Below are 26839 nucleotides of genomic sequence, written 5' to 3'. Positions count from 1 at the left end.
TTTTGATGGGCGTCATTTTACCTGCTCGAACAATAGGCTCGCATCGGGGTCGATCACGAGCTTGCCGGTGACGTTGCCCTTGCGCTTGAATTCCGTTTCGGGGCCCGTGATCCGTACAACATGTCGCTCCTTTCGTCCGCCGACTTCGAGTTCCACTTCGAGGTTGAGGCGATAGACCAGCCCTTCCTGGTAGATTTTGAGCTTGAGTCCGTCTTCGTCCCGCTTTTCTTCGAACCGGAGCCGCGGCACGCCGGGGCGGTACAGCCATTGGTCAAAGAAATAACCGAGCTCCCGGCTGCTCACCGATTCTGCAATGGCCTGCAGGTCGCGGGTCTCGGCATTGCCGCCTTTATACTTGTTGTAATAGGCCTTTATGATCTTTTGAAACGCTGCATCACCTACCTCCTGCCGCAGCATATGCAGCACCCAGCCGCCCTTCTGGTAGGAATTAGCATTGAGCAGTGACATGAGGTTGCTGGTGGAATCCACTACCGGGCTCTTGCTCGATTTCACAAAGTCGAGCACCTGTTTGCGGTCGGCCTCGAGGCGCTTACGCAGTGCATCGGCGCCGTACTTCTTTTCGAAATAGATGTTCGTCAGGTACGTCGCAAAGCCCTCACTCAGCCACAGGTGCGCGAAGCTTTTCTCGGACGCCATGTCGCCGAACCACTGGTGAGCGATCTCGTGTGCGATGACGTCTTCCCACTTGCGGTCGCCGGTAACGCTCTCCTCCGCATAGAAGATGGCCGAAGCGTTCTCCATGCCGCCGAAGATGGTCTTCGACTGTACGTTGGCGAGCTTACTATACGGGAACGGCGCGATGTACTCCGAGAAGAACTTCACAATCGAAGGTGCGAGCGCGTAGTCGTAAAAGCCCTTCGTGCTGTCCTGCGGGTACACCCAGGCGCTCACCGGGATGCCGGCCGGGCTGTCGGCAAAGGTCTTCACGGCAAAGCGGGCTGCGCCGATCACCATCACCTTGGTGGGCAAGGCAACATCGCAGCGCCAGTGCGTGACCAGCGGCGTAAGCTCCACGTGTCCTGAAGGACCGTTGGCGGTCATCTTGATTTCCCGGTTCACCAACTCGCCATTGCTGATCACCTGGTACTTCGAAGGGGCCGTTACGATGAACTCGAAGGTAGCCTTGTCGTCGGGGCGGTCGTTGCATGGGATCCAGTGGTGCGCCCGGTTGGGCCAGTTGTCGGCAAAGAAAGTGCGCTCCCCGTGCTTGTTTTTCGAGATGATGAGGCCGTCGGCCGGTATGCCCCGGTACTTCACCAGGAACGTATGCTTCTGCCCGGCATTGACCGGCGCATCGAACTCGAAGCGGATCTTGTCGCCCTCCTGCCGCCACTTCTGGTTTGCATACGAACCCACTTCCGTAACGGTCATGCCCTTGCTGCCTTTCGGACCTACTAGATCAAGACTGAAGGCACTTGTTTCCTTCGGGAACAGGATCTCCATCCGGGCCTCGCCCTCGATGCGGTCGCTGCTGTCGGAGAGCTTGAGATGAAACCGGTAGTGCTGTACGTCGATGTCCTGCGCCTGCGCGGCAGCTGCTGCGGCAACGAATGACGTTGCGAGAAATAGCTTGCGAAACATGAGCGGAAGGTAGGATAATGTGCTAATGGGGTAATATGCTAATGTGTTAATCCTGAGGCTTCACTACGGGATGACCACAAATATGTCGCATTGTTCCCCGCCGCTGATTTCTTCACCCCCTGGCTGAAGCTATGGGCTAGTGATCGATCGAAAACCCACGCCTGAAGCCGTGGGCTGGTGGGTTCCAACCTCTAAAACCCTTAAAATGCCGGCGCTCTGGCCGGCATCCCGACAGGCTTTGCCTCGTCGGGACCTCCAAAACCTTTATTACCCCATCAGCACCTTACCCTATTAGCACATTCCTCATCTCCCCAGCCCCTCCAACAATTCTACTACCTTTTCCCTCCGGAGAATCACGTACCCGATGCGGTCGTTGGATACGCCGTCGCGGAGTTGGTAGGAGAAAGAGAGCTGGTCGTCGTGCACCTCGGTCTCGAAGTATTTGAACGCGATGTTGGAAAAGGGCTTCAGCTCACCGGCGATCTCGTAGAGGTGGGTCGACACGATGAAGAGGGAGTTGCGCATCTTGATAAGTCCCCGGATCACGGCCGTAGAGCATTTCATCGCATCCTGCACGTTGGTGCCCTTGAACAGCTCGTCGATCAGCACCAGCCATTTCCGGCCGTCGTTGATCTTGACGATCGTGTTCTTGACCCGCTGCACCTCGTTGAAGAAGTAACTCTCGCCCTTGGCGATATTGTCTTCTACGTTGATGTTCGACAGCAGCCCGTCGAAGAGGGTAAGCTCCATTTCCTGCGCCGGCACGCCCATCCCGAGGTGGGCCAGGTACACCGACGAGCCTACGGCGCGGATGAGGGTACTCTTGCCGGCCATGTTGGCGCCGGTCAGGAACACGAAGTTCTGCTCGCGGTCCATCACCAGGTCGTAGGGGATCGGTGTGGGCAGCAGCACGTGGTACAGCCCGCGCGCATAGAGCCGCGGCTGCGGATCGTCGGTGACGGTAGGAAAGCGCAGGTTGAACTTGACCACCGCCTGGGCCATTGAATTCCACGCTTCCAGCCGCCCGAAGATGTCGACGAGCTCGAGCGTCTTGCCCTTATAGGCCCCACGGAGGTAGTGTGCGAAGTACAGGTTCTGGAAGAGCCCGGGGTCCTTTCCGGGCTTCAACTCCGCCAGCCGTGCCAGCGGCTCCTCGCGCAGGGCCGACTCGATCCGGTCCACGCAGTACGCGATCTGCTTCGGCAGTTGTCCCCCGCCCAGCAACCCCGCAAGCTGCTTGAGCCCCCGGTAGAAATCGGCGAAGTGCCGGATCGAAAAACGGATCAGCGAGTAGTCGTGGCTATGAAACATCCGGTAGGCGAACGCGGTGACCCGGTTGTCGGGCGCCGGCACCTCGTCGAGCTCGTAATCGAAGAAACGGTCCATCATCAGCACCGTACCATTAGTGATGTACTCGGGCCACTCCTTCCCTTTCGAGATCAGCGTGCGTAGGATCGTTTGCGTGCCTTCGATCTTCTCGATGCTGTCGTGCGGCTGCAGGAAAAAGCGGCGCAGCCACTCCTTGCCCACGCCCGTCTTGGTGAGATTGAGCCGGTGAAACACGGAGAACTCTTCTTCCGTATGAAAGATGGCGAGGTCGGATAAGGTGATCTTGTCGATTTGCATGTTCGTGTGTTATAGGGCGCGACCGGAGAGAAAGAACGCAGATCTATATGATGAATACGATATGCGCAGATATGAGTTGTAATATCCGCGATAATCGTAAAAGATCCGTGTCATCTGCGTTCCTTCTCTCACCGCGCGAAGCGCAGCCGCATCCCCTGCTGAGATGCATCGAAGGCACCGTTTGCATACGCGCGGTGACCGTTAATGAAGGTAGCTTCGATCCGAGCGGGGAAGATGCTGCCTTCGAGCGGGCTCCAGCCACATTTATAGTGAAGGCTATCCCGCGTCACTTCCGTTTTTCCGGCCAGGTCCACGAGCACGAGGTCGGCCCAATAGCCCTCGCGGATATAGCCCCGCCCGGCAATCTGAAAGCAATCGGCAACGGCATGGCTCATCTTCTGCACCACTTTCTCGAGCGGGATGCGCCCTTCCTTCACGTAGTGCAGCATCAGCAGCAGCGGGTGCTGCACCAGCGGCAGGCCGGCATGCGCGTGCTCGTAGTCGCCCTCCTTTTCGGAGCGCAGGTGCGGCGCATGGTCGGTGGCGATCACATCGAGGCGGTCGTCGAGCAGGGCCTGCCACAGGGCTTCGCGGTGATGCGGCGCCTTGATGGCCGGGTTGCACTTGATGTCGTGCCCGTGCTTTGCATAATCATCGGCCGTGAAGTGCAGGTGGTGCACGCATACCTCGGAGGTGATGCGCTTCTCCGAAAGCGGCAGCATATTCGTAAAGAGGCGCAGCTCGTTCTCGGTGGTGATGTGGAGGATGTGCAGGCGGCTGTTGTGCTTCATGGCGAGCTGCACCGCCTTGAACGAGGATTCGAAGCAAGCCTCCTCGTCGCGGACGAGCGGGTGGTCGGCTGCTTCCAGCCGGCCCTTCTCTTCTTTGATCCGGGCGTAGTTGGCCTTGATGATCGGCTCCTCCTCGCAGTGCGTGGCGATGAGCAGCTCGCTGTCGGCAAAGATGCGGCCGATGGTGAGGTAGTTGTCGACGAGCAGGTTGCCGGTGGACGCGCCCATAAAGATCTTCACCCCGCATACGTCCGCCTTCTTCTCGTTGGTACGCAGCACCTCGTCGACGTTGTCGTTGGAGGTACCCATGTAAAACGAATAATTCGCCAGCGAGCTTTGCGCGGCGATGGCATATTTGTCTTCGAGCAGCTCCTGCGTGAACACGGGCGGCTGCGTGTTGGGCATCTCCATGAACGAGGTGACGCCGCCCGCAACGGCCGCGCGGGCCTCCGACCCGATCGTGGCCTTGTGGGTGAGGCCCGGCTCGCGGAAATGGACCTGGTCGTCGATGGCGCCGGGCAGCAGGTGCAGGCCCTCGCCGTTGATCTCGGCCACGGCAAAGCCCGGCTCACCGATCTGCGGGGCGATGCGCGCGATGCGCCCGTCGCGCAAAAGCACGTCCCTGGCTTCGATCCGGCCCTCGTTGACGACCTGTACGTTCTTTATCAGGTAATTTTGTAGCATTGTTCCTCTTTAAACCGAATGCATGCAATATAAACAAAGCCTGCTCAAGGTAGCGGCGCTCCTGCTGCCCGCCTTTGCGGGCGCACAGACCACCTACCTGCCGCAAGGCGCCCATGAACAACACCTCCTCGAGCGCCTGGAGATCAAGGCGGGGCACGACTCCGTGCTCAACTTCTCCAAGGTGCAGCCCTTCTCGCGCAAGCAGTACATCCCGGCGCTCAACCGCGTGGATACGGCGCTCCTTACCCGCGTGGACAAGTACAACCTGTACCTCGCCAACATCAGCAACCTCGAGTGGGCCACCGGCGACCGGGAGCGCTTCCGCAGCCGGCGTGCCATCGCGAAGCACTTCTACGAGTCGCCCGCCAACCTGTACGAGGTGCACGAGCCCAACTTCTTCCTCGCGGTGAACCCGGTGTTCCAATACACGGTGTCGAAGGAGCAGGACAATGAGCAGCACCTGTTCCAGAACACGCGCGGCATCGCACTCCGCGGCCGCATCGCCGACAAGATCGGCTTCGCCGCCTACGTCACCGACAACCAGGAGCGCAACCCTTCGTATGTGCAGGGCTTTACGCTGGAGCGCCGGGCCGTGCCGGGCGCCGGCTTCTACAAAGACTTCAAAGGCGCCGGCGGTGTCGACTACTTCGACGCACGCGGGTACATTACCTTCAATGCGGCCAAGGCCATCGACATCACGTTCGGCTACGACAAGAACTTCATCGGCAACGGCACCCGCTCGCTGTTCCTCAGCGACTTCTCGGCACCCACGACCTTCCTGCGCCTCAACACACGCATCTGGAAGTTCCACTACCAGAACCTGTTCATGGAGCTCAACTCGGCCAACCGCCTCAATGCCGACAAGCTGCAGCCGAAGAAATACGCGGCCATGCACCACCTCGACCTGCAGGTGACGAAGTGGCTCAACATCGGCCTTTTTGAAGGAGTCGTGTTCGGGCGCACCAACCACTTCGAGTTCGGCTACCTCGTGCCGGTGATCTTTTACCGCTCCATCGAGCAGCAGAACGGCTCCTTCGACAACTCGGTGGCGGGCCTCGACGTCAAAGCCAACATAGCGAAGCGCTTCCAGGTGTACGGGCAGCTGTTGCTCGACGAGTTCAAGCTCTCGGAGCTGAAGAGCAACAAGGGCTGGTGGGCCAACAAGTTTGGCTGGCAACTCGGCGCCAAGTACATCGATGCCTTCGGCATCCGCAACCTCGACCTGCAGCTGGAGGCCAACCGCGTGCGGCCCTTCACCTACTCGCATGCCGACTCGGTGGCCAACTATACGCACTACAACCAGCCGCTGGCGCACCCGCTCGGCGCCAACTTCCAGGAGTTCATCGGCACGGCGCGCTACCAGCCGGCACCCAAGTGGCTGCTGCAGGGCCGTATGATGTATTACTACCAGGGCCGCGACACCGGCATGTCGGCCAACGGCGCCAACATCTTCTTGCCCAACCGCCAGTTCGACCCGGCGACTCCCTTCAACGGGGTGCCGCGCCGCACGGCCGACTACGGCTTCAACGTAGGCGGCGGCTACCGCACGCAGGTGGCGCTGGCAAGCCTGCTCGTGTCGTACCAGCTCCGGCCCAACCTCTTCGTGGAAGGCAATGGCGTGTACCGGCACCAGACGACGCCCTTCGGCAATATCGGCGGCACGGCCGGCTCCGGCACCTTCATCGGCACCGTAGGAATACGGTGGAACATGCACCGGAGGGATTTCCTGTTCTGACCGGCAGTGTAAACCCATGAACGCAAAAAGGCCCCGACAGCATCGGGGCCTTTTTGGCGCTTGTGTGAACCGATCAAAACTCCTCCTTGCGGGCCGACGGCACCGTCAGTTGGCGGAAGCGGAACAGGTTGGCCGGATCTCCCTGCTCCACCTTGATCCAGAGCGCCATCTCTTCCTGCGACAACTGGCTTTTGTAGCAATGCACCGCCCGCAGTGCCTCCTGTTCGTCGCGGTCGGAATAGCGGATCGTTACGTTCAGGTAATTCGTATCCACCGTGTTGAGCCCGAGCAGCCCGTTGAATTTGTCGTCGTCTCGCCTGGTCCAGCCCAGGTAATACAGCGGGTAGCGCTTCACCCAGCCTTCTTTGAGGATGATCTCCGTGCAGAGATTGCTGATCATGCGGTGGTCGGAATGACCTGTATCGCCGTCGGGGCCGAAGGTGAGTATGAGGTCCGGATCAATCTCGCGGATCTTTTCGGTAAGCTTCGCCCGCAGCTCCTTCGACTTCCCGAAATAGTTTCCTACCCCGATGCGCGTATCGAAGCCGTCGGGGTAGCGTAGAAATACGGGAGGCTGGACGCCGAGCAGCCGGCAGGCGCATTCGGTCTCCGACTCGCGTAGCCGCACCAGTGTGTCGCCCGTAGGGAAGCCCGGTTTCGTGCCAAGCCGGCCATCGGTGGCGATGATGAGATGAACCTTCCCTTCCCGGCTGTACTTGCGGAGCAGCGGCGCAATGGCGCCCTCGTCGTCGGGATGCGCAAACACAGCAAGGATCGTGCGGGGCTTCACCAGCCCGCCAAAGGAGGTAAACAGAAAAAGTGGCAGTAAGATCAGTAGCCACCTCATAACAGTGGTTGTTTGCTTTCTATATCTACGAGCACCTGGTTGCAGATCCCCGGAGCCTTTGCCGCTCACTGGTAAGGTACGGAATTTGCGCATCCCGTCAGAGCACGATCCTGCTTTTTGCCAGCTCTTTGCTGAGCCGGCTGGCAATGCCCCGGTAGCGCGCGTCGTTGGCGAGATCGATGTCGATATGAAGCTTACCTTCCCAGACAGGGCTGGGCCCATGCCTGCGGCTATATACAGATACGTTATAGTCCTGAACAAACTGGTTCCCGTAACCGATCAGGGTGATCCCCGGTGCGCCGGCAACGATCTTCTCTTTCGTCATGTTGAGGGTTGTTTCGCCGGTAGCCCGGAACAGCACATAGGTGTCCACATCCGGGTTGGCGCTGCTGTCTATACGAAAGGGAGCTCCCTCCGATACGGCCCCTGCGTAGAAGAACTCAGCCTGCTTCCCCTGCCGTTTCAGCCGCGTGATGAGCCCCCCGGTAAGGTTGCCGAGAAAAACCTGCGACCCTACCGGGCCGGTACCCACGAACAACACATGACGACTCCGGAAATCCGCTACCGGACGGCTTTCCGTGCTGAGCGTTATCTGGCTGAGATACGTAGGCATCACGCAGGCGCACAAGCAGGAAAGTAAGCCGGTAAGTATAAGCAGTCTGGAGGCGCTCATGTATTCTGGTTGCAGGTGGTAATCTACCGATTTCCCTGGATTTCGAAGGCCGTAGATTTACGGTCATCATGGCCACGGGAAGCAGGATCCGGCGGTATCCGCAAAGGGCAGGACCTCTTTTATTGCGCACCGAAAAGGTCCTCCGGCCGCGGGTATTGCTGCAGCGGGTCAAAATCGGAGCGCCAGAGATCGAGGTCGTACAACTCTCCGAACTCATTGACGGAAAGGGTAATGAGCACCGGCTGCCGGTCCTTGTCGCGGTACTCCGCCTCCACCAGGTCGCCGGCATGCTCGCCGCGCCGTGCCAGGAGGATGCTGCCGGGGCCGCTGCCGCTATAGGGCTCCACCTCGTCGGGGATGCGGTATTTGCCGCCGTTCGTTACCTGTTTCAGGAGGTGTTCGATGAGGGCGCGCTCTTCGGGGGCAATAGGACGCAGGGCCATGGCGATCGGAATTTTTACAAGTATACGAAGCGGCGGCAAGCAAGGGCCATCGAGCGCAATAAATCAGCCCCCGGCAGGCAAATCCCTACCCCTAGCTGGACCCCTTCTTGCGGAACGGCCATGTGAACAGGCGTTTCTTGGGTATGGTGCCGCTGAAGGCGACCCAGGTGAGGTAGCCTTTATTGCCGTGACGGGATACGCCGATGGCCACCCGGAGGCTCTGGTAATCGTAGGTGATCGGCCAGCCGCTTTCCGATGTAAAGCTGAAGTCGCTCGCGGTGCGCACAAACTGTTCACCGAGTATCTCCTCCAGATAACAGTCCCAGGTATTCACCAGGCAAAGTGCCTCCGTCGTGTCCACCGGTTGATATACCGGGCATGAATAGATATAGCTCGTATCGCTCCAGATCACCAGCTCATCGTACAAGCCCAGGATCCCGGGCATGACATACATGCGCTTCGGCTCACCTTTGAGTTTCTCCTTCTTGATGATATCAGCAAAGCGGTTGCTGAAGCCGGCCAACACCTTGTCTACGCGCAGTCTGGTGAGAGTGTCCATTTGGCCAAACACCATCAGCGGCAGGAGAAACAAGAGGCTCATTAACAATTTCTTCATGGGGTAAGCAGCTCGCGCAGCGTGCTCTGGACCTGCGCGGTGGCAGGAATGAATATACAAATATTCATGGTTTATTGCCCCGTCAAAAAGCCGGCAACGGGCGTTTTCCCGGGTGTACGCCGGCGGGTGTGCCGTACTTCTACGGATTAGTCGCTGATGCCGCGGCGCAGGAGCTCGTCCAGTGGCGTATCGGACCAGCTGGTCCGCCAATACGGTTTATACAGTTGGTAGCGCAGCAGTCCTTTCAGGGGCTTTGCCTTTTTGAACGGCTTGTAGGGCTCCCATTCGGTAAAGAAGGTGGCCGCCCGCTTCGTTACGCCCACTGCTTCGCCGTTCCCGTCGTATACCGTTCCGTTCACCAGCCAGCCGAGGTGCTGGCCGTTGAAGCCCCGGATCTCGAAGTCGCCGGCCGACGCTGCCAGGTAGGCCACGGGCTCGCCGCCCCAGAGGTAGATCGTCCGGTCGACATCAGCAGCGATATAGGCCACCGCTTTGCCCTCGCGGCCGAAGAGCGCCACCTCCTGCGCCATCAGGCCGGAAGAACAGAGGCAACAGAGTAAAGCGATCAGCACGCGCATCGGTCCCATTTTGTCTTCAAAAAATTAATCTTCCCGCCTTACCGGGTGCGCCAGCACTACCTGCTTGCCCAGCACTGAGTATTCGATCGTGACGGAGTCCTCTGTGGCGTGCAAAAACCGGGCTCCGGTAATGTCGGTATCCCGCTCCCTGGGAAACTCGGGATTGAGGCCCGTGGTCAGGAACTGCTTCTTACCAGACGCATAGGCCAGCAGGTCTGCATAATTCCGGGCTCCGAGCTCTTGCTCCAGGATGCCGGTGCGGCGGAACAACTGAACCTGCACATCGTTGAACAGCGGCCTTCTCCGCTCCACGCGGTATTCGCTGTTGACGGGCACCCGCTGCCGCAGCCCGTCGTCGGTAAGCGCTTGTAGCGCCATCGCCAGCGGAACGCCCATGGGCAGGATGCTCAACCCGAAGCCGGCCAGTAGCAATACGAGATACCCCCGCGCGGCTCTGTGCTTCCAGAAAACGGTGATCACGGTAACCGTCAGCGCAAACCAGGTCCAGCGCAGCACCCGGTCGCTGTAGTGGCCCCAGAGGCTCAGCGGACGCGCACTGAAATCGAGCAGGATGTTGCACACGATCAGTGCTGTCAGGAACGCATATAACCGGAGCAAGGTCTTGTTCATGATCGACTACAGATCCCCGAATCTAGGAGAAGTCCGGAACAGGAAGTTGTTAAAGACCGTGCTTACCGTTGCAGGAGGAACGGGTCTTCAAGGTACAGGTCCAGGAACCCGGCAAAGGAGCCGGTGAGCCGGTCGATCACCCGCTTTCCTTCGAGGGCGATGTAGATACCTCCATCCGCCCTGCTAAACCCGTACGAAAAAATGTTCATGAAATAGTCGGCAAACCAGACGTGATCAGTGGGGTAATAACCACTCGTATTGTTGGCCCGGATCTCGTCGAGCGACCAGAAAGCGAACATCTCCGCATCCAGCTCTTGTCCGGACCCGTTCACCGCGGCCAGGTAGGCACGAAAGTCATCTTCGAACCGGTACCCGATCAGGGCCTCTGCAGCGCTGATGGCGAAGGGCGACGCGCCGGGCTGCAAGGGCATGGACGCCGCTTCCCATTGCAGGATCAGCGTCAGTAGCTTTTGTGCGAATTCCGGGTGTGCCATGTTGCTGGTTCAAGATACAGGATCGTGCACTGCGCTCTCTTATCCGATTTACGCGTACCTCATCAGACGTCCTCTCTCAATAATGGTCACCCGGCAGTATCGTGAGGTGTGAATAGGGGTCTCTCCGACAGTAATGAATGTACTTCTGACGCCTCACGCCTCACGATGGAAAGCGGAGGAATCAAGTTGGAGACGGCTTCGCACCCCACTCACCGCTTCCTCGTCCACGCAATGAAATCGGTGCTGGGCACCGTCGTCACCCCTACCTGGCGCAGCAGGGTCACCAGCTGGCCGCGGTGATACGTGCCGTGGTTGATGAGGTGTTGCAGCACGTAGGCCACCATCGATTTCTGCGACTGCCCCCTCAGGTCGCGGTAAATGAATTCGTGCATCAGCTGGTGGGCATTGGCTTTCTGCACCCATTGCAGCCATTGCTGGTCAACCGACTGGAGGGCATCGGCGAGGCTGTCGAAATCGCCTTCAAACGTTTCGCTCGGCCGAACGATGCGCTCCTGGAGCTGCAGGCGCTGCCACCAGATGCTTTCGGCGTCGAGCAGGTGCAGCACGGTACGGCGCAGCGACGGGAAGGACGAAGGCAGTTCCCGGTCGAGCAACTCCGCCGGGAGCGGCCGCAAGACGTCGAGAAGCAGGCCGTTGGCCCAGGCATTGAAGCCTGCGTAAGAAAGGAGCAGTTCTTTCATCGTGGATCGGTTGTGATTGGCGCCACGAATTAACAAAAGTTCCGGCCGACCGGCCCTGAAAATCCATTAGATCCGTTCGCGCGCCACACAGGAAATGGAGATACTTTTGCGTCCATACCTACAGGAACCCGACTATGGAGATCAAGATCCGCAAGGCAGTGCGGGACGACTGCCCCCGCATACTGGAACTGGTACAAGAGCTCGCCACCTATGAGCGCGCACCGCAGGAGGTGACGGTGACGCTGGAGCACTTCGAGCAAAGCGGCTTCGGCTACAAGCCGGTCTGGTGGGCCTTCGTGGCGGAGGTCGACGGGCGGGTGGAAGGCTTCGCGCTCTTCTACATCCGCTTCTCCACCTGGAAGGGGCAGCGCATGTACCTGGAAGACTTCTACGTAAACGACCAGCTGCGGGGCAAGGGCCTCGGTAAACTGCTTTTCGACCAGCTGATCCGCGAGGCACGCCGCCGGCGCCTCAACGGCATCCAGTGGCAGGTGCTCGAATGGAACGAGCCGGCCATCAACTTCTACAAGAAATACGGGGCCGCTTTCGACGGCGAATGGTACAACTGCGCGATACCGGTGTAGCGCAGGTCTATTTGTCTATTGGTAAAGTTACCGGCCAGAGCCTTCCTTCAAGGCTGAAACAGCCCGTCGGCAGGCGACAATTGCGATTACTGCACGGGTAGCCAGGCACGATGACAACCCGGACACTGACAATAAAAGAGGCCTTCCCTGCGGAAGGCCTCTTTGCTTTCTGGATGTGTGTGTGTGTGTGTGTATTTGGCGGCCGGATGCATTAGGCGTTCCCAGCCCTCCCTGGGAGGAGTCGGGGGTGGCCCTATCGCTTAACAAACTTTGTTTGCCCAACGAGTACGCCCTCGGAGGAGAACACCTGGAGGTGGTACACACCTGCGGGCAGTCCCGATACGGAAAGCGTGGCGCTGTTGCGCAGCAGCTGCTGCTGCAGCACGGGACGTCCGCTGGCATCCAGCACGCGGAGCTGGCCGCGTGTCATGCCTTCGCTGATATTCAGCTGGAGTACCTGGCCGGCCGGGTTCGGGTATGCCTGCACCTTCACCGTTCCGGTGGCGCTCACTACAGAGCCGTCGTTGCGGGTGGCGGTGCCGAGCGCAACCTTCAACGTATAGCAGGTCGCGCTGTTGGCGCCGTTGTAGCCATATACCTGCGCATAGTAGGTGCCGGCGGCAGCAGTATAGCTGATCGTTTCGCCGGTAGTGCCTCCGTTCTGGGAGATCCCTACCTGTGTGCCCGCGCTGTTAAGCAGCTTCAGGTCGTAGTCGCCCGGCAGCGTGCCCAGCGTAAGCGTGATGGAGCCGCCTGTGGTGATCACGAACTTATAGTAGTCTACGTCCGTAGAACTACCGATCGTGCCCTTGATGTCGGTATTGAAGGGGATCTGCGCCGCGCCCGAGGTAGAGCCGTTCGTGCTGTTGTCGTAGGTGCCAGGGCAGGTAGTTGCCACCGCCGTAGCACCGATATTGAGGCTGTAGCAGGTAGCGCTGTTGGCACCGTTATAACCGAACACCTTTACGTAGTAAGTTCCGGCGGCGTTATTGGTGCGGGAGATCGATTCGCTGGTGGTACCCCCGTTCTCGGAGATCGCGAGCTGCGTACCTGCGGAGTTGTAGAGCACGAGGTCGTAGTCGCCGGCGAGGCCGCTCAGGCTGATGTTGAAGTTCGAAGTCGCCGCGAGCGTCACCTTGAACCAGTCCTGGTCGGTAGTGGTGGTAATAGCGGCGGAGAGCGGGGTGCTCGTGGGCACTGCCGCGGCAGCGGAAAGGCTTTCATTGGGCTCGTAGTTGGAACCGCAGCCCGAGGTAGCAGCCGTGGTGGTAAAGGACGAAGCCGTATAACTACTGCTGGAGGAAGAGCAATTCGTACGTACCTGCCAGTTGTAGGTAGTGGAGGCGCTCAGTCCCGTCAGGCTCACCGAGGTGCTGGTGGCTGCGCTGGCGGCCGTCGTCCATGTAGTGGCGGCGCTCGTTTTATACTGCACGGTGTAGGAAGCGGCACCGCTTACGGCTGCCCAGCTCACGGTAGCACTGCTGGCGCTAACGGAAGAAGAAGCAAGTCCGGAAGGTGCGGCACAGGTGCTCGTGCTCGGAGCCTGGCAACCCAGCGAAGAAGCGAGCGAGGCACGGGCGCCACCGCTCTGGAGCACGCCGTACATGCGGGTCTTCTGGCCGTTGGTGAACATATACATACAGGCGTCGTCGGTGTAGTCCATGTAGTTCATGTACATCACGCCGTTGCCGCTGGTGCAGGCATCCACTTTCGGGAAGGAAGGGCAGCCGTAGTTCTGACCGGCCTGCAGCGGAGTGTCGCCTACGAGGTCGTCCTGCGAGCAGGCGCTCTCGTCGCCCCAGATATGGCGCAGGTTAAGCCAGTGGCCCACTTCATGCGTACCCGTGCGGCCCTTGTTGAAGGGCGCCGCCGCGGTGCCGGTAGTACCGAAGTATTTGTAGCCGATCACGACGCCGTCGGTTGCCGCAGCGCCGCCGGGAAACTGTGCGTAACCCAGGATACCGCTTTGGCCACCCGATTTGATATCCGGAACGATCCAGAGGTTGAGGTAACTGTTGCGGTCCCAGGCAGCGGAGCCGCCGGTGCTGTTGGACTTCGCGTCGTCCAGGTCTGCGTCGAAGGAGGTCTTGGTAGTTTGCTTGCGGATAATGCCGGTGGTGGCGGCACCGGTAGGGGTACGCTGGGCCATGCAGAAAGAGATCTTGCAATCGGCCACCGCGCTCCGGAAGGCGGCCGGCACCAGGCTCGTGTCCGCGTTATTGAGCTGGAAGTCGCGGTTCAGCACGTCGATCTGCGATTGGATCTGTGCGTCGGAGATGTTCTGTGCCGAGGTATTCCAGAGTACGTGCACCACCACCGGGATGGTGTAGACCGGCGTCCCGCGAAGCGTGCTGTGGCTGACGTTGCCGGCCTTGGCCTGGGTGAAGCGCTCGATCGACTCGAGGTTGTTCTGCATTTGCGGGTCGCGTGCGACCTGTTGCTGCAGGTGTTCGTGGGAAGCGCACTTTCGTTGGGCATGTGCGCCGATGCCCAGGGCGAGGAAGCCCAGGAGGAGTAACTGTTTTTTCATGTGTGTGTGTGTGTAAGGGTTTAGCCTTCCAATATATTAAATCCCGCTGATGCGACGTTCAGCGATCGTACTTGTACGCGCAAAAAAGAGTAAAACCGCTTATCCTCGTTTAAGTTTCCTTCCGAATCGTTAATCAGCGTTGCAACATCCGATCGAAACCAGCCACGATCCGCCCTGCGCGCGGGTTCAGGGGCACGGGGCCACTATCCAACTCCAAAGCGGATCGCCTCCGGCAAAGACGCGTCAGGACACCCGTATTAATACGGTGACCCGAATACGGCCGGCTTGCACGAGCGGTTCACGAACGGACATAAAAAAACAGGCTGCGCCGGGCAGCCTGTTTTTTTATTCGGGAGGAGCGATCAGCCGACCGACTCGGCAGTTGCTTCCTTATGGATCTTTCCGATAAGCCCCTGCAGCACCTTGCCCGGGCCGCATTCGGTGAACCGCGATGCGCCGTCGGTTACCATGGCCTGCACGCATTGCGTCCAGCGCACGGCGCCCGTAAGCTGGTCGATGAGGTTTTGCTTGATCTCTTCTTTGTTGATGATGCCTTTTGCCGCCACATTCTGGTACACCGGGCAGGAGGGCGTGTTGAAGTACGTGTTTTCGATGGCCTTTGCGAGCTCAGTGCGGGCGGGAGCCATCAGCGGAGAGTGAAAAGCCCCTCCTACCGGCAGCACGAGCGCGCGCTTCGCTCCGGCCGCCTTGAGTGCCGCGCAGGCGAGCTCCACGCCCTGGATGCTGCCCGAGATCACGAGCTGGCCCGGACAGTTATAGTTGGCGGGCACTACGACCTCGCCGCTCTCCTGCTGCACCTGGGCGCACACGGCTTCTACCTGCTCGTCGGCAAGGCCCAGCACGGCGGCCATGGTGGAGGGTTGCACGTCGCAGGCTTTCTGCATGGCACCGGCGCGGAGGCTGACCAGGCGGAGTCCGTCCTCAAAGGAAAGGGTGCCGTTGGCCACGAGGGCCGAGAACTCACCCAGCGAATGGCCGGCCACCATATCGGGACGGGCGCCGTCGATGGAGCGGAACGCGATCACCGAATGCAGGAAGATCGCCGGCTGCGTAATATTGGTCTGGCGAAGGTCCTCCTCGGAGCCTTCGAACATCACGTCGGAGATACGGAAGCCCAGGAGCTCATTGGCCTGCTCGAACAATTTCTTGGCAAAGGCATTTCCCTCGTAATGGGACTTGCCCATTCCCGTAAACTGCGCTCCCTGGCCGGGGAAAACAAAAGCATGCTTCATGCGGAGGTGGTTTAGTAGTTTATTCGTTTACTGGTTTATTTGCGGGTCGTTTACTGTGCAACCTCCATCTAGCCACTTACCAGCAGAACAGGATTGAACAGGTGGGCAAAGGTAAGTCACTTGCTATTGTTCAATACCCCGCTCTGAAGGTTCTTGCGCAGCCGCTTGATATACCCATTGAGCCGGGCATGGAGTGTAGACAGATTTTTCAGCAACCTTTCGGATTCACCGGTATCGATCAGTTGCCTGAAGGCACATTTACGCAGCCAGTCTTTACATTCCATGATGGAGCCCCGGGCATAATAACAGAACTTAATATTGTCACGAACATAATACCGTCCATATCCTTCTGCGATATTCGCGGATATGGAATCGGCCGCCGCTGTAAGCTGAGCGCCCGGGTGTTCGCGCAACGAGGTGTCCCATGATGACACGAGCGCCCATACATCACTACTGAACTTCAATGCCAGTTCATAAACTTCCAGTTCTTCAAGTCGGTACATAAAAAAGCGATTGGATAAATCTACCCAACCGCTACTCCCGAACCCGGTGAAAAACACCGCGGAAAAATGAGAAATTTCACAAGTCCCGGTGCACAAAGGACCTGTCTAAACGAGCCACGAATAAACCAGTAAACGGATAAACCAATAGACCCCCTTACGACAACTTCGCCCCAATCAGCCGGAGAAACTCATTGCGCGTCACATGGTTGTCGAGGAACTCGCCGTCGAAGGCGGAGGTGCTGGTGACGGAGTTTTGCTTCTGCACGCCGCGCATCATCATGCACAGGTGCTTGGCTTCGATCACTACGGCCACGCCGAGCGGGTTGAGGCTTTCGCGGATGGCGCCGAGGATCTGGGTGGTGAGGCGCTCCTGTACCTGCAGGCGGCGCGCATACACGTCCACGACGCGCGCGAGCTTGCTGAGGCCGGTGATGTAGCCGTTGGGAATATAGGCGATATGGGCCTTGCCGTAGAAGGGATGCAGGTGGTGCTCGCACATCGAATACAGCTCGATGTCCTTTACGATCACCATTTCGCTCACGTCTTCGCGGAAGCGCGCCGAATTGAGGATGGCCACGGCGTCCTGGCTGTAGCCCTGCGTGTTGTACTGCATGGCCTTGGCGGCGCGCTCCGGCGTCTTCACGAGTCCTTCGCGCTCCACGTCTTCTCCGGCAAGCTGGATGATGTTGCGGTAGGCTGCCATCATGCCATCGGTCACATCCTGGTCGTAATATTCTTTCTTATGATAAGCCATATCGGGTTGTATAAATACGTAAATCGATCTCAGATCCGAGATCTCAGTTCTGAGATCTAAAGATCACCCCACGGGATACTCCACGTAGTTGCGGGGCGTTTCGTAAAGGCGCAGCTGCAGGTCGAGGGCGGCATCGATCCGCGGACGCAGCAGGCGGTAGATCACGATGGCGATGTTCTCGGCCGTCGGGTTGAGCGTCCGGAACTCGGTGGTGTCGAGGTTCAGGTTGCGGTGATCGAAGCGGGCATGCACCTCTTCCTGGATGATGTCGGAGAGCACTTTCATGTCCATCACGAATCCCGTGCGCGGATCCACTTCGCCGGTAACGCGTACCTCCAGCTCGTAGTTGTGCCCGTGGTAATGCGGAAGGCTGCACTTGCCGAACACCTGTGTGTTCACAGCATCGGTCCAGTCCGGGTTGAACAGGCGATGTGCCGCATTGAAATGCTCGCGGCGGAAGACGGAAACTTTTTCTCCCATGGGTTGTGTCTTGCTTCTAAGTTCCTCCTTTTCGGTCAATATCGACCCGGGAGCGGCCCTACAGGCACATAAAACGTATGAATACCGGAATGGTTGTGCTTGGATAGAGATCAGCACTCGTCGCCGAAATACTCGACGTAGATGCGCGGCGTTTCATAGAGCTTGATGCAGTGCAACACGACGCCTTCGGGCAGGTGGGGCTCCAGTTGCTTCCAGATGCCGATGGCCAGGTTCTCCGTTGAGCAGAACTGCCCTTCCAGGAAGTCGACGTCCAGGTTGAGGTTGCGGTGGTCGAGCTTGTCGGTCACGTGCTCCTTGATGAGGCCGCTGAGTCGCTTTACATCCATCACGAAGCCGGTGTCGGGATTGGGGCGCCCCTTCACCGTTACGTAGAGCTCATAGTTATGCCCGTGCCAGTTCGTGTTGGCACATTTCCCGAACACTTCGTCGTTCTTTTCGGCCGTCCAGGAAGGATTGTACAACTTGTGCGCTGCATTAAAATGCTCCACACGCGTGAGATAGACCATCGATGCGAAAAATTTTCGCAAAGATAGACTAGTGTATTGGTCTATTGGTCTATTTGTACGGGCCGCTTCCGGCGCCGACATCTGCTCACGGGTCGGCCCGCTCCCACCCCTGTTTTCCGGCGCAAAAACCCAGATCACAGATCCGCGATCTGAGATCGGCGATCATGGATCTGGGATCCCCCGCTACTTTTGCCCTATGCCCCGACTCCTGCTTTGTGCCGCCACCCCTTTCGAGATCGCGCCGGTAGCCGATGCCCTGCCCCGCTTCGGCGGCGACGTGGAGGTACTGATCACGGGAGTGGGCCTGATGGAAACAGCGTTTTCCCTGGCTGCACGGCTGGGCGGCAACCCGCCGGCACTCCTGCTCCAAGCCGGCCTCGCCGGATGCTTTGACCCGGGCCGGGAGCTGGGCCACACCTGCCTGGTCAGCCACGACTGCATCGGCGACCAGGGCGTTTGGGAGGCCGGCAGCTTCCGCAGCACGTTTGCATTACGCTTCAGTGATCCCTCCCGCGCTCCGTGGGCCGACGGGTGGCTGGCAAACGAAAGCGAAGTCCTCCGGAAGCTGAAGCTGCCCCTGGTAAAGGCGGTCTCCGTCAACCAGGTCACCACGGCGCCGGAGCAGGCACGGTATTATTATAAGGAGCTCGGTGCCGATGCGGAAAGTATGGAAGGCGCCGCCTTTCACTACGCGGCCCTCCGGAGCGGCCTGCCTTTTGTGCAGCTGCGCGCGTTCTCCAACTACGTGGGCGAGCGCGACAAGACCCGCTGGAAGCTCCGCGAAAGCATCAGCCACCTGAACGAAACCTTATTGGACCTCATCCCAAACCTGCTCTCATGAAACTGACCCTTGGCTTCTCCCCCTGCCCGAACGACACCTTCATCTTCGACGCGCTCGTCAACGGCGGCATTGCCTGCGGCGACCTGCAGTTCGAGCCGGTACTCGAGGATGTACAAACCCTAAACGAGTGGGCCGAAAGCGGGAAACTTGACATCACGAAGCTGAGCTTCCCCGCACTTTTCCGCAACAGCGGCGAATACCGCCTGCTCACTACCGGCGCCGCGCTGGGCAAGGGCGTAGGCCCGCTGCTCATCGCCAAAAGCCTGGTAGACCTGCCGAGCGTGGAGCATTGCCGCGTGGCCATCCCGGGCGAGCAGACCACCGCCAACTTCCTCCTCCACCACGCCTTCCCGAAGGTGGGTGAGCGCGTGCCGATGCTGTTCTCCGAGATCGAGGATGCGGTATTGAGCGGCCGGGTGGACCTCGGCGTCATCATCCATGAAAACCGCTTTACCTACCAGCAACGCGGCCTGCACAAGGTCGCCGACCTCGGCGAAGTATGGGAGCTGCACAATGGGGCGGCCATCCCGCTGGGCTGCATCGCCATCCGCCGCTCACTTGGAGAGGAGGTCGCAAAACAGGTGGAGGCGGCCATCCGCCAGAGCCAGATCGAGTCGTTCCAGCACTACCCCGCCATCAGCCCCTACGTGCGCCAGCATGCGCAGGCCATGGACGAAAGCGTCATGCGCCAGCACATCGAGCTGTATGTAAACGAGTTTACGATGGACCTCGGCGAGGAGGGGAAAAAGGCTATCGACACTTTTGCGCGCATTTATACGGAGAATCTGGGCGCGCCCGCACCGCGCCTATGGGAATAAGGCCAACTGCTCCCTGGCAAGCGCTTTCTTGTAGACGGCCACGCAACGCGCCACTGCCTTTTTATGATCGACGATCGGGTTGGGGTAAGCCGACGTGCCCCACTCCGGCACCCACTGGCGCACATAGGCTCCGTCGGGGTCGAAGCGCGCCGCCTGCAGCTGCGGATTGAAGACGCGGAAATAGGGCGCAGCATCGCAGCCGCAGCCCGCCACCCATTGCCAGTTGCCGTTGTTGGAGGAGAGGTCGAAGTCGAGCAGCAGGCGGGCAAAGTGCGCTTCGCCGCGCCGCCAGTCGATGAGCAGGTGTTTCACCAGAAAGGAGGCCGTCACCATACGCACCCGGTTGTGCATGAAGCCGGTGGCCTGCAGCTCCCGCATCCCGGCATCCACCAACGGGTAGCCCGTGGTGCCGGCGCACCAGCGCCCGAATGCTTCCTCGTCCTGCCGCCAGTCAATCGCATCATACTCCTTCCGGAACGATTCCGACACGAGCCGCGGCTCCTGTGCCAGCAGCTGCATGAAGAACTCGCGCCACGCGAGCTCCTTGAGGAAGGTCTCGCTCGTGTCCAGCGCCTGGCGGGCCAGGGCGCGGATGCTGACCGTGCCGAAGCGCAGGTGCACGCCGAGGCGGGTGGTGCCGGCAATGGCGGGCAGGTTACGGGTGTCGTGGTAGGAGCGCAGCAGGGTTTCCGCGGGGAGGCACGGCGATACGGCATGCACCGGATTCTTTCGGAAGCCCAGCTGCGCAAGCGAGGGCCAGGTGCCAACCGGCTCGCGGTGAAAGGCGCCGGCCAGCTGCTCCGAAGGATGCGGTTTCAGGCAGGCATCGGTGAGCAGGGCCTGCCAGCGGCGGTAAAACGGCGTGTACACCTGATAATAGCCGCCTCCCTCCTTTTGTACGGCACCCGGCGCCTGCAGCACCTGGTCCTGGAAAGAAAGAAAGGCGATGCCCTGCCGCCCGAGCTCCGCGGCTACGGCTGCGTCGCGCTGCCGGGCATAGGGCTCGTAGTCTTCGTTGGTATACACCGCCGCCACGTGGTAGCGGCCGCAGAGGGTGGCAAAGGCCTTCAGCGGCTCGTCGTGCAGCACCTGCAGGGTCGTCCCGGCGGCTACCAACTGCTCCTGCAGCGCCTCCAGGGCTGAATAGATGAAGGAAACGCGCCGGTCGTCGGCATCGAGGCTGGACAGGATCTTAGGGTCGAATATAAAAACGGGCACTATGGGAAGGCCGCTGCGCAGGGCGGCACAAAGGCCGGCATTGTCGTGCAGGCGGAGGTCGCGACGAAACCAGAAAAGGGCAACGGGTACCATGGACGGGGAAACAGCCGGGCCGTCAAAAAGTTCAGAGCCGGAGGCCGGCATACAGCTCCTTCGATCGGCGGGAGCTATAGGTGCGGTTGCGGAAGCGCTCCACCCAGCGGATGCCTTTGACGGCATTGGTCAGGAAGAGCTCGTCGGCTGCAAGCAGGTCCTCCATGGTCAGGGTCGTTTCGAGCACGGGCGTACCGGCGGCGGCCAGCTGCTCGATCAGGTAGCGGCGGAGCACGCCGTCGATGCAACCCTCCGAAAGCGCCGGCGTGGCGATCTCGTTGCCCCGCACGATAAACAGGTTCATCCGGCCCGTTTCGCACACATTGCCCCAGGCGTTGAGCACGAGGCATTCGTCGAGCCCCTGCTCGCCGGCACGGCGCGAAGCCAGCAGGTAGGGCAGGTAGCTGGTCAGCTTCAGTGCCGAAAAGGCGTCGGCGGCTTTCCGGGCATCGGGATATACTTCTACCTGGAAGCCCCGCTCGTTCCAGACGGCATCGGCTGGCTCCAGCGGGCGGGCCTCACCCACGATCTCGGCCCGGTCGCCGGCCCGGTACACCGTCAGGCGGATGCGTGCGGCGGTCGTACAGCGGTTGCGCTCCACCAGTTCCTGCAGCTCTTCGTACAACGATTCGGGGGCCCAGCCATTCTGCCAGCCGAGCCGCTCCATGCCGCTGCGGAGCCGCTCCATATGACGGTCCCAGAACGGGATCCCGGAAGGCCCAAGGCGCATGGTTTCAAAAAGTCCTTCGCCAAAGCAAAAAGCCGGGTTGCTGACCGGGAGCATCGCCGCCTCCGCGGGGTGAAAAGTGCCGTTGTGGTAGATATACGCCATCCTTGGTCTAAAGCTAAAATGATTCTCCTTGTTCCATAAAATATTCTGCCAGCCTGCACGAAAAATGCCGGAAGTTATCCTCCGGCATTAATTATACGTAAGGGGAATAGCCATCCGGGTTCGTTCGGAACGGACGGCTCATTATCCCTCAATCGCTATTCAGTATTCGAAATTCACTATTCGCTATTTCTATGCTTGTTGCACGATGCCTGCTTTTACCGCGTACATCACGAGCCCGGCCATCGATTTCGCCCCGGTCTTTACCTTGAGCTTATCGCGGATGGCCTCTACCGTGCGCGGGGAGATCTCGACCATCTCGGCGATCTCGCGGGTGCTTTTTTCCTCGCACATCAGCTTCAGGATGGTCTTCTCCTTGTCGCTCAGCTGCGCGTCGAGGTCCATATCCCGGGCTTCGGGCTTCATCCGGAGGCGGCTCAGCAGTGCCTTATTGGTGAGGTCGTTGAAATAAAACTCGTCGTTGAAGCAGGTCTTCACCGCTTGGTAGATCGTTTCGGAATCCGACTCCTTGGTGAGGTACGAGTTGGCGCCGAGCTCCATCATACGCGATATCATCGAGTGATCGTTGTGCATCGACAGCATGATGACCTTCACGTCGGGATAAAGCTTCTTGATCTCGGGGAGTGTGCTGAGGCCGTCCATGATCGGCATCTGGATATCGAGCAGCACCACGTCGGGGCGGATATGCCGGAGGAGGTTGAGCAGTTGCATGCCGTTCTCCGCCTCGGCTACCATCTGGATGTCTTTATAGGTCGACAGGGAAGTGCGCACGCCGGTCCGGAAGAGGTGGTGATCGTCGGCGATCGCCACTTTGATGGGTGCAGAAGGATTTTTCATATAAGGATTGGTATAGTAGTAAAATAACTGATACAAAGCTACCTCTTTGCCCGGTACGCGCAACGGTGCAACTACGCTTTTTGCTATCGTAAAACTACGAAGCCCCTGCCGGAGGGGCAATAGGAGCTTTCCCCTACATTTTCGTGGCGAAGAGGTAGGCACGGCCGTCGCCGAGCTGGAAAGGCCGCTTGCGCGGCGTACTGAAAACGGGTCCGAGCCGAAGGCCCGCCCCGGCCATCATCGCCTCCAGCTCCCGGATCGTAAAGATGTAATCCACGGCCTGCAGTGTCTCTACCTCGTTTGCGCGATTGATCAGGATGTGCTCGGATTCGATGCGGGCGGGCCCCAGCAAAAAACGGTTGGCGATCAGGTAGCGGAATTCGGGCAGCTCATGCCACTCCCGCTCCTTGAAATGCTTGTAGGCGATCTCGGCGATCATCCAGGTATTGATCAGGAGCTGCCCGCCGGGCACGAGCGCGTCGGCGAAGCGGCGCAGCAGGGTGCGGCTGTCGGATTCGTTGAAGAACGCAAAGGAGTTGCCCATGCAGATAAGGGCATCGTAGGAGCCGGCCGGTGCCCATTCCAGGATGGGTGCGCAGATCGCTGCCACGGGCAGCGAAGCTTCGTCGGCGATACGTTGCAGCTCCTCGATGTAGGGTTCGGAGTTATCGACCGCGGTAACGGAGCAGCCGCGGCGCGCCAACTCGAGGGCGTGTCGTCCGTAGCCGCACATCAGGTCGGCAACACGCTTTCCGGGCCCGAGGGCGCACACTTCCATGATCAGGTCGGTCTCGGCCTCAGTGAGCCCGGGAGGTATTGTCTGGCGCCAGGCCTCGCGGTAGGAGCCGAAGAAAAAGTCGTCGTTAATGTTCTTCAAGAGAATGGCTTGTGGCTTACTCGAGGAGGCGGTTACGCATGGCGTACATCACGAGTCCCGCAATGGTTTTCGCGCCCACCTTTTCCTTCATCTTCTGGCGGATCGTTTCGATGGTGCGCGGGCTCAGGAATACTTCCTTGGAGATCTCCTCCGTGGTCATGTCCTGCGCGATGCACTTCAGGATCTTGAGCTCCTTTTCGGAGAACTGCACGCTGTTGGGGTAGAACTGCTTTACCTTTTTCTTGTATTGAAGCTTCAGCAGCACGGCCTTGTTCACCAGGTCGTTGAAGTAGAACTCGTCGTTCATGCAGGTGAGAATGGCCTCGTAGATCTCGTCGGGATCGGTGGTCTTGGTGAGGTAGGCGTTAGCGCCCATCTCCATCATCTTGGTGATCATCTCCTGGTCGTCGTACATCGTGAGCACGATGATCTTGACGTCCTCGAACTCTTTGCGGATGAGCCCGATGGCGTTGGCCCCGTCGATCTCCGGCATACGGATGTCCATCAAGAGCACGTCGGGCTGCTTGATCTTCATCTTGTGCATCAGGTCTTTGCCGTCTTCTGCTTCCCAGATGATCTTGATGTAATTTCTTCCGGACAGGGCCATCTTGATGCCGTCCCGGAAGATCTTATGATCATCTGCGATGGCAACCTTGATCTGTTGGTCGGCCGTCATAGCGGTAGTTGGTTTTTTCCTTGGTTTGAATTTTAGGATAAGAAGCGTTTCAAAGTTAACCGTTTTTCAGCGCATCCACCGTGTAAGAAACAGCAATTGTCGCACATAACAAACATTTGCTCAGCCGTTCACCACTTTGCATCGTAGATACACGAGGGCTTTTACGATCAGGTACAAAACAACCGGGAGGCAGGGTATGTTTTCGAAGACGCCGCATTTTTCCATGCGCCCGGGCAGGCCCTTACGCTGCACCTCAGGCAAGGGTTATCCGTGTACTTATCGGATGGTACGGCCGAGCCTTGCCGACCGGGTAGCATCGCCACCGCCGGCGTTGCCGATGCTTCTGCCAATGATCGCAGATCAGGTCGAAGCCGGCTTCTGCAGCAGGAGCACGTTGTTCAGGTAAAGGCGCTTGTTGCCCGGGTAGCGTTTGCTGAAGAAGAGCGCCGTTCCGTTGGCCATACGGTATACCCACTTCGAAAGAAACTGCTGCAGCTTCGGCCGGCGCTGGAAGCGCTTCTCGATTCCCTGCTGGAACCAGATGATCCAGAGCTGGGTCACGGCCTCAACATAGTTGCCGGTCTTTTCCAGATCCATCACCTCGAAGCCGTGTTGCTGGAACAGGCTTACCGCGGCAAACGAAGTATACCGTGCGTAGTCGTTCGGCTCCTCGTGCTCGGGCATCGCAAAGGGAAATGTGAGCAGCATGCGCCCTCCGGGTTTCAGCACCCGGTGCAGCTCGGGGATGATCTCGGCCGGGTTGAAGACGTGTTCGAGCACTTCACTGGAAAAGATGCTGTCGAACGATGCGTCGGGGAAAGGCAGGGTCCTGCCGTTATAGATAAAATCCACTTTCTCCTTGTTCCAGGTTTCGCCTTCGCCCTGGTAGTCGACGCCCACATATTCGTTTACGGTAAACAGGTGCTCGTAGGGCTTCACGCCGCAGCCGAAATCCAGGAGCCGGCCGCTCAGGCGGGGCGCAAATTTCCGGACCACTCCCAGGAGCCGGTTGCGGATCAGGAAATACGGGTATTTGCGCTTCGGATCGAAATGGTAGCGGATCTGTGGATCGGGATGCATAGGAAAACTCGGAGGGTAGGTGATGTCAGATGCGGTTACGGTATTTGCCCGGGCGGACTTTACGTTTTACTTTTTGCCAGAGGGTATACTTCGGCGGCAGCTGCGGCGGCTGCATAGGCAGGAAAAGCGCCTTGTTGCGCGCGAGGCGGGAGCGGTAGTCGTCGAATAATTCCTTGAGCAAGCTACCATCCCGGAGCAGGTATTCCCGCATATGCTGGGTGATATTGTACGGGTCGTGCTCGACAAGGCCGCTGTAGTGGACAAAGCGCAGTGGCCGACCCTTTGTCGTGATCCGGTTGCCGGAACGGGCTAATGGCCGCTCGAAGAAATTCCAGTAGGCCACGTTGTAGCCGGGATCTTTTTCGATGAATACGCCTTCGAAGTAGAGCGGCAGCAGGTTGAGCCAGATCTGGTCTACGAAGAGGCCGCGCGATAGCTCCACCACGCAGAGTTGGCGCATCCGGTCTTTCCACCACTGAAGGAACCGCTCCGTTTCCGGACTTCGCTTCATGCCGATGAAGCCCGCGTTGTAAATGCCGCAACGGTTCATGCCGATCTCGTGCTCCACCTCGCTGAGGGGCGTAGGCGCGGTGGTGTGGGGTGTGAGCAGGAAGTTATACTGTTGCAGGTGCGCAAAGGCGGGCTCGATGCTCTCGTACTGAAGCAGGTCGCTGTCCATGTAAATGAGGCGTTCAACGCCATAGTCCGCACTAAAGAGGAGGTCGGCGAAGAAGGGACGGTAGGCGCAACAGGCTTCGAAAAAGTTGTAGTCGGGTTTTATGGAGGCGCGTTCCGTTTCCGGGAGGTGGGAAGGGAAAAGCAAGTTGGCTTCCGGAAGAAGCGCGGTAGCGGCGGCGGTTGTGTGCGCGTCCAGTGGTTCTACGAGTACTACATAAAACCGGACGTCGGGATGGAGGGGGATAAAGGTTTCGGCGAACGTTTTTACCTTATAAAGGTGGGAAAGGGAGGTAGTGGTATAGATCGCCTTCATCGCGGCAAAACTAGTGATTAGCGGGCAAAGAGTGGGGAAGGCCTTCTGGGTCCTCCAGGTTATTAGAGGCTGTTTAGATTATTGTGGTTTCTGAGAATCCTGACATGGACGGCCGCCACCGGCCTTAGCACGCCCCCAAAGCTTCGGGGGGCGCAACGACGCGACGACGCGACGATGAAATGCAGGGAAGATTTTTCAGCCCATTGCTAGTTCGCTGCGCCGCCCCCCGAAGCTTCGGGGCGAGGCGTCGCCGGGCGAAATAGGCCACTGGCGGCCTGGCCAGCCCGTACACTAATTCAAACTGCCTCTTATTGTTTTACTGGCTCGTATCGTTCCTTAGGTGTCTCCAGCTTTTGTGTGTATTGTGATCTTGGGTTCTGTTGATGTGTGTATCGTACCGTTTGTGGGTGTCTGTAATGCAAAAAGCCTTGGGTCTCTTTCGAGCCAAGGCTTTTTGTTTTAATAAATATGGCAGCTACCTACTCTCCCGCATTGTGGTGCAGTACC

At 59.1% G+C, this 26839-nt stretch carries 28 protein-coding genes; 4 read left to right on the top strand and 24 right to left on the bottom strand.

Translation table 11 applies throughout. The features are described 5' to 3' along the window. Positions 1–12: 12 nt before the first annotated feature. From ABD937_RS13815 to ABD937_RS13805, 3 genes are all read right to left on the bottom strand, one after another. Positions 13–1602: a M1 family metallopeptidase gene (locus ABD937_RS13815; protein ID WP_345256341.1), complete on the bottom strand. Its 1590-nt coding sequence runs from the start codon at positions 1600–1602 to the stop codon at positions 13–15. Between the two features lie 303 nt (positions 1603–1905). Continuing rightward, the gene (locus ABD937_RS13810; RefSeq protein ID WP_345256340.1) at positions 1906–3228 is read right to left on the bottom strand and encodes a MutS-related protein; all 1323 of its coding nucleotides are present in this window, start codon (positions 3226–3228) and stop codon (positions 1906–1908) included. Positions 3229–3356: 128 nt separating this feature from the next. After that, on the bottom strand, positions 3357–4703 hold the full coding sequence (locus ABD937_RS13805; RefSeq protein ID WP_345256339.1) for a dihydroorotase: 1347 nt from the start codon (positions 4701–4703) through the stop codon (positions 3357–3359). 22 nt (positions 4704–4725) lie between these two features. Here ABD937_RS13805 and ABD937_RS13800 point away from each other — a divergent pair, with 22 nt between their 5' ends. After that, a complete protein-coding gene (locus ABD937_RS13800; RefSeq protein WP_345256338.1) occupies positions 4726–6438 on the top strand; it encodes a capsule assembly Wzi family protein in 1713 nt (570 codons plus the stop codon). A 73-nt stretch (positions 6439–6511) separates the two neighbouring features. Here ABD937_RS13800 and ABD937_RS13795 read toward each other — a convergent pair whose 3' ends face one another. From ABD937_RS13795 to ABD937_RS13760, 8 genes are all read right to left on the bottom strand, one after another. Further along, a complete protein-coding gene (locus tag ABD937_RS13795; RefSeq protein WP_345256337.1) occupies positions 6512–7285 on the bottom strand; it encodes a PIG-L deacetylase family protein in 774 nt (257 codons plus the stop codon). A gap of 97 nt (positions 7286–7382) precedes the next feature. After that, the gene (locus ABD937_RS13790) at positions 7383–7958 is read right to left on the bottom strand and encodes a hypothetical protein (RefSeq protein WP_345256336.1); all 576 of its coding nucleotides are present in this window, start codon (positions 7956–7958) and stop codon (positions 7383–7385) included. 119 nt (positions 7959–8077) lie between these two features. Continuing rightward, a complete protein-coding gene (locus tag ABD937_RS13785) occupies positions 8078–8401 on the bottom strand; it encodes a DUF6984 family protein (protein WP_345256335.1) in 324 nt (107 codons plus the stop codon). A gap of 91 nt (positions 8402–8492) precedes the next feature. Beyond that, positions 8493–9017 carry a hypothetical protein gene (locus ABD937_RS13780; RefSeq protein ID WP_345256334.1) on the bottom strand — a complete coding sequence of 175 codons (525 nt, stop codon included), beginning with the start codon at positions 9015–9017 and terminating at the stop codon, positions 8493–8495. A 146-nt stretch (positions 9018–9163) separates the two neighbouring features. Continuing rightward, the gene (locus ABD937_RS13775; RefSeq protein WP_345256333.1) at positions 9164–9595 is read right to left on the bottom strand and encodes a 4-fold beta flower protein; all 432 of its coding nucleotides are present in this window, start codon (positions 9593–9595) and stop codon (positions 9164–9166) included. Positions 9596–9619: 24 nt separating this feature from the next. Further along, entirely contained in the window at positions 9620–10225 is a 606-nt protein-coding gene (locus ABD937_RS13770; RefSeq protein ID WP_345256332.1) for a hypothetical protein, read from the bottom strand. A 62-nt stretch (positions 10226–10287) separates the two neighbouring features. After that, positions 10288–10719: an SMI1/KNR4 family protein gene (locus ABD937_RS13765; protein ID WP_345256331.1), complete on the bottom strand. Its 432-nt coding sequence runs from the start codon at positions 10717–10719 to the stop codon at positions 10288–10290. 209 nt (positions 10720–10928) lie between these two features. After that, entirely contained in the window at positions 10929–11420 is a 492-nt protein-coding gene (locus tag ABD937_RS13760) for a DinB family protein (RefSeq protein ID WP_345256330.1), read from the bottom strand. 134 nt (positions 11421–11554) lie between these two features. Here ABD937_RS13760 and ABD937_RS13755 point away from each other — a divergent pair, with 134 nt between their 5' ends. Beyond that, a complete protein-coding gene (locus tag ABD937_RS13755; RefSeq protein WP_345256329.1) occupies positions 11555–12004 on the top strand; it encodes a GNAT family N-acetyltransferase in 450 nt (149 codons plus the stop codon). A 253-nt stretch (positions 12005–12257) separates the two neighbouring features. On the opposite strand, the gene ABD937_RS13750 is transcribed toward ABD937_RS13755, so the two are convergent. From ABD937_RS13750 to ABD937_RS13725, 6 genes are all read right to left on the bottom strand, one after another. Further along, on the bottom strand, positions 12258–14534 hold the full coding sequence (locus tag ABD937_RS13750; protein ID WP_345256328.1) for a pre-peptidase C-terminal domain-containing protein: 2277 nt from the start codon (positions 14532–14534) through the stop codon (positions 12258–12260). A 362-nt stretch (positions 14535–14896) separates the two neighbouring features. Next, the gene (gene fabD / locus ABD937_RS13745; protein WP_345256327.1) at positions 14897–15787 is read right to left on the bottom strand and encodes an ACP S-malonyltransferase; all 891 of its coding nucleotides are present in this window, start codon (positions 15785–15787) and stop codon (positions 14897–14899) included. Positions 15788–15903: 116 nt separating this feature from the next. After that, positions 15904–16290, bottom strand: a complete 387-nt coding sequence (locus tag ABD937_RS13740) for a four helix bundle protein (protein ID WP_345256326.1) — start codon at positions 16288–16290, stop codon at positions 15904–15906. A 154-nt stretch (positions 16291–16444) separates the two neighbouring features. Beyond that, positions 16445–17044, bottom strand: coding sequence for a GTP cyclohydrolase I FolE (gene folE / locus ABD937_RS13735; protein WP_345256325.1), 600 nt, complete (start codon positions 17042–17044; stop codon positions 16445–16447). 63 nt (positions 17045–17107) lie between these two features. Beyond that, on the bottom strand, positions 17108–17524 hold the full coding sequence (locus tag ABD937_RS13730) for a 6-pyruvoyl trahydropterin synthase family protein (protein ID WP_345256324.1): 417 nt from the start codon (positions 17522–17524) through the stop codon (positions 17108–17110). 110 nt (positions 17525–17634) lie between these two features. Next, positions 17635–18051, bottom strand: coding sequence for a 6-pyruvoyl trahydropterin synthase family protein (locus ABD937_RS13725; RefSeq protein WP_345256323.1), 417 nt, complete (start codon positions 18049–18051; stop codon positions 17635–17637). 196 nt (positions 18052–18247) lie between these two features. Here ABD937_RS13725 and mqnB point away from each other — a divergent pair, with 196 nt between their 5' ends. Both mqnB and ABD937_RS13715 read left to right on the top strand, forming a co-directional pair. Beyond that, positions 18248–18892, top strand: a complete 645-nt coding sequence (gene mqnB, locus ABD937_RS13720; RefSeq protein WP_345256322.1) for a futalosine hydrolase — start codon at positions 18248–18250, stop codon at positions 18890–18892. Next, positions 18889–19710, top strand: a complete 822-nt coding sequence (locus ABD937_RS13715; protein ID WP_345256321.1) for a 1,4-dihydroxy-6-naphtoate synthase — start codon at positions 18889–18891, stop codon at positions 19708–19710. Before mqnB ends, ABD937_RS13715 begins: the two co-directional genes overlap by 4 nt. Here ABD937_RS13715 and ABD937_RS13710 read toward each other — a convergent pair. From ABD937_RS13710 to ABD937_RS13680, 7 genes are all read right to left on the bottom strand, one after another. After that, positions 19699–21021: a cryptochrome/photolyase family protein gene (locus ABD937_RS13710; RefSeq protein ID WP_345256320.1), complete on the bottom strand. Its 1323-nt coding sequence runs from the start codon at positions 21019–21021 to the stop codon at positions 19699–19701. The genes ABD937_RS13715 and ABD937_RS13710 overlap by 12 nt on opposite strands. A gap of 31 nt (positions 21022–21052) precedes the next feature. Next, the gene (locus ABD937_RS13705; RefSeq protein ID WP_345256319.1) at positions 21053–21853 is read right to left on the bottom strand and encodes an aminotransferase class IV; all 801 of its coding nucleotides are present in this window, start codon (positions 21851–21853) and stop codon (positions 21053–21055) included. 189 nt (positions 21854–22042) lie between these two features. Beyond that, positions 22043–22708 (bottom strand): response regulator, encoded by a 666-nt coding sequence (locus tag ABD937_RS13700; protein WP_345256318.1) that lies wholly within the window; start codon positions 22706–22708, stop codon positions 22043–22045. Positions 22709–22841: 133 nt separating this feature from the next. Beyond that, complete coding sequence (locus tag ABD937_RS13695) at positions 22842–23585, bottom strand: SAM-dependent methyltransferase (protein WP_345256317.1); 744 nt, start codon at positions 23583–23585, stop codon at positions 22842–22844. Positions 23586–23601: 16 nt separating this feature from the next. Beyond that, the gene (locus tag ABD937_RS13690) at positions 23602–24261 is read right to left on the bottom strand and encodes a response regulator (protein ID WP_345256316.1); all 660 of its coding nucleotides are present in this window, start codon (positions 24259–24261) and stop codon (positions 23602–23604) included. Between the two features lie 360 nt (positions 24262–24621). Beyond that, positions 24622–25341, bottom strand: coding sequence for a class I SAM-dependent methyltransferase (locus tag ABD937_RS13685; RefSeq protein ID WP_345256315.1), 720 nt, complete (start codon positions 25339–25341; stop codon positions 24622–24624). Between the two features lie 25 nt (positions 25342–25366). Further along, on the bottom strand, positions 25367–26332 hold the full coding sequence (locus ABD937_RS13680) for a hypothetical protein (protein ID WP_345256314.1): 966 nt from the start codon (positions 26330–26332) through the stop codon (positions 25367–25369). Positions 26333–26839: the final 507 nt, after the last annotated feature.

Source organism: Flaviaestuariibacter amylovorans (genome assembly GCF_039541815.1).
In the GTDB taxonomy this organism is placed as follows: Bacteria; Bacteroidota; Bacteroidia; order Chitinophagales; family Chitinophagaceae; genus Flavisolibacter; species Flavisolibacter amylovorans.
This window is presented reverse-complemented; position numbering and strand designations above follow the sequence as displayed.

Coding starts and splice junctions, on each gene's coding strand:
- ABD937_RS13790 (WP_345256336.1), bottom strand. CDS start 7,958: ATGAGCGCCTCCAGACTGCTTATACTTACCGGCTTACTTTCCTGCTTG.
- ABD937_RS13700 (WP_345256318.1), bottom strand. CDS start 22,708: ATGAAAAATCCTTCTGCACCCATCAAAGTGGCGATCGCCGACGATCAC.
- ABD937_RS13815 (WP_345256341.1), bottom strand. CDS start 1,602: ATGTTTCGCAAGCTATTTCTCGCAACGTCATTCGTTGCCGCAGCAGCT.
- ABD937_RS13725 (WP_345256323.1), bottom strand. CDS start 18,051: ATGGTCTATCTCACGCGTGTGGAGCATTTTAATGCAGCGCACAAGTTG.
- ABD937_RS13750 (WP_345256328.1), bottom strand. CDS start 14,534: ATGAAAAAACAGTTACTCCTCCTGGGCTTCCTCGCCCTGGGCATCGGC.
- ABD937_RS13685 (WP_345256315.1), bottom strand. CDS start 25,341: ATGCATCCCGATCCACAGATCCGCTACCATTTCGATCCGAAGCGCAAA.
- ABD937_RS13795 (WP_345256337.1), bottom strand. CDS start 7,285: ATGAGGTGGCTACTGATCTTACTGCCACTTTTTCTGTTTACCTCCTTT.
- ABD937_RS13785 (WP_345256335.1), bottom strand. CDS start 8,401: ATGGCCCTGCGTCCTATTGCCCCCGAAGAGCGCGCCCTCATCGAACAC.
- ABD937_RS13780 (WP_345256334.1), bottom strand. CDS start 9,017: ATGAAGAAATTGTTAATGAGCCTCTTGTTTCTCCTGCCGCTGATGGTG.
- ABD937_RS13805 (WP_345256339.1), bottom strand. CDS start 4,703: ATGCTACAAAATTACCTGATAAAGAACGTACAGGTCGTCAACGAGGGC.
- ABD937_RS13710 (WP_345256320.1), bottom strand. CDS start 21,021: ATGGTACCCGTTGCCCTTTTCTGGTTTCGTCGCGACCTCCGCCTGCAC.
- ABD937_RS13775 (WP_345256333.1), bottom strand. CDS start 9,595: ATGCGCGTGCTGATCGCTTTACTCTGTTGCCTCTGTTCTTCCGGCCTG.
- ABD937_RS13730 (WP_345256324.1), bottom strand. CDS start 17,524: ATGGGAGAAAAAGTTTCCGTCTTCCGCCGCGAGCATTTCAATGCGGCA.
- ABD937_RS13765 (WP_345256331.1), bottom strand. CDS start 10,719: ATGGCACACCCGGAATTCGCACAAAAGCTACTGACGCTGATCCTGCAA.
- fabD (WP_345256327.1), bottom strand. CDS start 15,787: ATGAAGCATGCTTTTGTTTTCCCCGGCCAGGGAGCGCAGTTTACGGGA.
- ABD937_RS13740 (WP_345256326.1), bottom strand. CDS start 16,290: ATGTACCGACTTGAAGAACTGGAAGTTTATGAACTGGCATTGAAGTTC.
- ABD937_RS13705 (WP_345256319.1), bottom strand. CDS start 21,853: ATGGCGTATATCTACCACAACGGCACTTTTCACCCCGCGGAGGCGGCG.
- ABD937_RS13690 (WP_345256316.1), bottom strand. CDS start 24,261: ATGACGGCCGACCAACAGATCAAGGTTGCCATCGCAGATGATCATAAG.
- ABD937_RS13810 (WP_345256340.1), bottom strand. CDS start 3,228: ATGCAAATCGACAAGATCACCTTATCCGACCTCGCCATCTTTCATACG.
- ABD937_RS13770 (WP_345256332.1), bottom strand. CDS start 10,225: ATGAACAAGACCTTGCTCCGGTTATATGCGTTCCTGACAGCACTGATC.
- ABD937_RS13800 (WP_345256338.1), top strand. CDS start 4,726: ATGCAATATAAACAAAGCCTGCTCAAGGTAGCGGCGCTCCTGCTGCCC.
- ABD937_RS13715 (WP_345256321.1), top strand. CDS start 18,889: ATGAAACTGACCCTTGGCTTCTCCCCCTGCCCGAACGACACCTTCATC.
- folE (WP_345256325.1), bottom strand. CDS start 17,044: ATGGCTTATCATAAGAAAGAATATTACGACCAGGATGTGACCGATGGC.
- ABD937_RS13680 (WP_345256314.1), bottom strand. CDS start 26,332: ATGAAGGCGATCTATACCACTACCTCCCTTTCCCACCTTTATAAGGTA.
- mqnB (WP_345256322.1), top strand. CDS start 18,248: ATGCCCCGACTCCTGCTTTGTGCCGCCACCCCTTTCGAGATCGCGCCG.
- ABD937_RS13760 (WP_345256330.1), bottom strand. CDS start 11,420: ATGAAAGAACTGCTCCTTTCTTACGCAGGCTTCAATGCCTGGGCCAAC.
- ABD937_RS13755 (WP_345256329.1), top strand. CDS start 11,555: ATGGAGATCAAGATCCGCAAGGCAGTGCGGGACGACTGCCCCCGCATA.